At 73.0% G+C, this 3,187-nt stretch carries 4 protein-coding genes; all 4 read right to left on the reverse strand.

What is annotated here, in order from left to right; translation table 11 throughout:
• The coding region (locus ACXJLU_RS32930; RefSeq protein WP_457337937.1) for an MMPL family transporter at positions 1-1,276 on the reverse strand (1,276 nt) is incomplete at its 3' end.
• A complete protein-coding gene (locus ACXJLU_RS32935) occupies positions 1,273-1,854 on the reverse strand; it encodes a LolA family protein (protein ID WP_457337938.1) in 582 nt (193 codons plus the stop codon). The genes ACXJLU_RS32935 and ACXJLU_RS32930, both read right to left, overlap by 4 nt.
• On the reverse strand, positions 1,851-2,774 hold the full coding sequence (locus ACXJLU_RS32940; protein WP_457337939.1) for a lysophospholipid acyltransferase family protein: 924 nt from the start codon (positions 2,772-2,774) through the stop codon (positions 1,851-1,853). Before ACXJLU_RS32940 ends, ACXJLU_RS32935 begins: the two co-directional genes overlap by 4 nt.
• Positions 2,771-3,091 (reverse strand): ApeI family dehydratase, encoded by a 321-nt coding sequence (locus ACXJLU_RS32945; RefSeq protein ID WP_457337940.1) that lies wholly within the window; start codon positions 3,089-3,091, stop codon positions 2,771-2,773. The genes ACXJLU_RS32940 and ACXJLU_RS32945 overlap by 4 nt, the downstream gene beginning before the upstream one ends.
• Positions 3,092-3,187: the final 96 nt, after the last annotated feature.

The raw sequence follows: 3,187 nt of genomic DNA on the forward strand, positions 1-3,187 counted from the left end.
GGCCGCCCCAGAACCAGCGCAGCCGCGGCAGCGCGCCGGCCATGCGCGCGGTGGCCTCGCCGAGGCGCATCCGCAGGCCGAGGCCGGGTGCGCCGTCCGGTGCCAGGTCGGTCAGCACGTAGCGCGTCGTCAGCGCCGCCGCCAGCAGCCCGGCCACCGAGAACACGCCGAGCTGCGCCAGCCCGCCGAAGCCGGAGAACACCAGTGCCGAGAAGCCGGCCAGCGAGGTCAGCAGGCCCCAGCGCACGGTCGGCCAGTTGTGCCGGCGCCACTGCAGCGCGCCGGCGCCGGTGCCCGGTGCGGAGCGGGCCTGCACCAGGTAGTAGATCGCGTAGTCGACCGCCTCGCCGATCAGCGTGGTGCCGAAGCCGAGCGTCATGCCGTGCACCTGGCCGAAGCCCAGGCTCACCGCGACGGTGCCGGCCAGCACGCCGCTGGCGACCGGCAGCAGCGCGATGCCGAGCGCCTTCAGCGAGCCGAACGCGAGCAGCAGCAGCGCGAGCACGATCGCGCCGTCCCACAGCGCGAGCCGTTCGACCTCGGCCTTGATCAGCGTGCGCGACTGCACGCCCAGCACGCCGGCACCGGAGAGGTCGAGCGACAGCCCGCGCGCGGCCCAGGGTTCGAAGGCCCGGTGCAGTGCGTCGATGGCCTGCGCCTGGCCGTCGAGGTCGGAACCGCCGGCGCGCGTGATGGCCACCAACAGCGCGCGCGGCTGGCTGCGCGACACCCACACGCCGGCTTCGACGCGCGGCCCGCCCGACGGCAGCAGCGTTTCGGCGAGACGCGCCATCTCGCCGGTCGGGTCGCGCCACAGCAGCGGCTTGATCCACGCACCGGCTGGTGTGCCGAGCATCGAGGTGGTGTCGGCGATGCCGTCGCGCAGCCCGTCGACGCTGAAGCGCTGCGCATCGACCGCCGGGCTCAGCAGGTAGCGGTGGGCCATCAGCAGCTCGCCGACGGCCTTCGGCGCGCCGAGGTTGTCGCCGTTGCTGACGCTGTCGAAATCGCCGCTTGCGCGCAACGCGGTCGCGAGGCCGCGCGAGGCCTCGCCGCGCAAGGCCGCATCGCCGCCGCGCACGCCGACCAGCATCACCCGCGCGGTCACGCCATGGCGCAACTGCTCGAGCAGCACGCGCTGCTCGGCACTCGGCGACGACGGCAGGAAGGCCGACAGGTCGGCCACGTAGGTGGCGCGCGTGGCGAGCCAGGCGCCGAGCAGCATCGCCGCGAGCCAGACCCAGGCAGCAGGACGACGCAGCGCCTGGAGGTTCATGGCGCGCGGGTCTCGACGATCTTCATCGTCGAGCGGTCGCCGCCGGCGAGGTGCACCTGCACCTCGGTCAGCGCGGCCCGCACGCCGCTCACGGTGACGCGCGCGACCTGCTCGCGCAGCAGCGGCTCGCGCGGCACCAGCTCGAGCGTCCACTGGTCGAGGCTGCCGCTGAACTGCAGCGTGAAATGGCGGTCGAGCAGCTCGCGGTTGCCGGTCAGCGTGCCGCGCACCGCCTCGACCAGCACCTGCGCTTCGGGCACGGTGTCCAGCGGCACGCTGCGGCTGCGGCTGCCCTGGCTCATCGTCAGCGTGTTGCCGGCGACGGCCAGGCGCTCGCGGCGCGGCTTCAGCGTTTCGCGCACGAAGGTGTCGGGTGCGGCGAAGCTGAGCCGGCCGGATGATTCGAGCGTGCGCGTCATGTCCTGCAGCGTGACCTGGCGCTGCTCGGTGAAGGTGGCCTCGCCCGATTTCACCGTGGCCAGCAGCTGCAGCAGGCCGCCCACGTCGGCAGGCGCGGCCCCCGTGGCGGTGCTCACCAGTGCCAGCATCAACCAGACGAGCTTGCGCAGGGATGTCATGGTTTCCAGAAGTCGTAGAAGTTGAACCAGTTCATCGGGTGCTCGCGGCACAGCGTTTCGAGCAGTGCCACGTAGCGACGCTGCACGTCGGCGATGGCCGCATCCTGCGCCTCCCGGCCGGTGGGTCGCTCGCTCAGGTCGGCCAGCGGCACGAAGCGCAACTCGTAGCGGTTGCCGCCGAGGTACAAGCCGGTCATGAAAACGACCGGCCGGCGCAGCAGCGCGGCGAGCCGGAACGGGCCGTCGGAGAACGTCGCCTCGTCGCCGAGGAAGGGCAGGCGGTGGCTGACCGAGCGGGCCGAAGCGGCACCCGGCACGCTGCGGTCGCCGAGCAGGCCGGCGACACCGCCATCGTCGAGCCAGTTGCGCAAGCGCAGCATCGACTCGAGCTGCCCGAGCGCGATGATGTGCAGCGGCGTGTCCGGCGCGATCGCCTTCAGCGTGGCGTTGATCATCCGCGCATTGTCTTCGTACATCACCATCGCGACACGCAGCTTGGCGCGCGACTGGCCGAGCGCGCGCATCACCTCGAAGCTGCCGAGGTGCGCGCCGATCAGCAGCGCGCCCTGGCCGCGCGCGAGCACGGCGTCGAAGTACGCGGTGCCCTCGATGCGGATGTCGAAGCCGTCGAATCGCTCCTGCAGCAGGTAGACGCGGTCGAGCACGGTGGACGCGAACGCGTGCAGGTGGCGCAGCCGCTCGCCGAACGTGGGGGCTCGGCCGAGCACGCGTCGCAGGTACTGCGCCGAGGCCCGCGAAGGCGCACCGCTGAACCACAGGAAGTACAGCGCGATCGGGCCGAGCAGCAGGCGTGCGACCGGGCGGCCGAGGCCGACCGCGATGCGCCGCATCAGCGTCAGCGTCCACAGGTTGCTGCGCTCGCGCTGGGCGGTCCAGGTGCCGTCGGCGGGTGTCGTCATCGGGCTGTCGGCGACAGGTCGAAATGCCCGCTCGCGCAGCGCGTGGCCTGCCCGTCGACGAGCTGGCTGACCTCGAAGCGCAGGCGCGTCGCCGCGGCATCGACCGCATCCCATTCGATGCGCAGCTCGGCATCGGGCCCGACCGGTGCGACGAACTTGACGGCACCGACCTGCAGCGGGGCCAGCGTGCCGCCGTGCGCGCGCACCGCCTCGACCACCTCGGCCAGCAGCAGCACGCCGGGCACGATCGGCCGGCCGGGGAAGTGCCCCGCGAAGGCCGGGTGCGAGGCCGGGATGCGCACGGTCGCGACAGGCATGCGGGCGGCCTACTGGAGGTGCTCGGCCGCGAGCGCGGCCAGGCGTTGCGCCGGCAGCTTGCCGGTGGCGTCGCGCGGCAGCGCCGGCAGCAGCAC

The organism is Rhizobacter sp. P5_C2, from assembly GCF_054049715.1.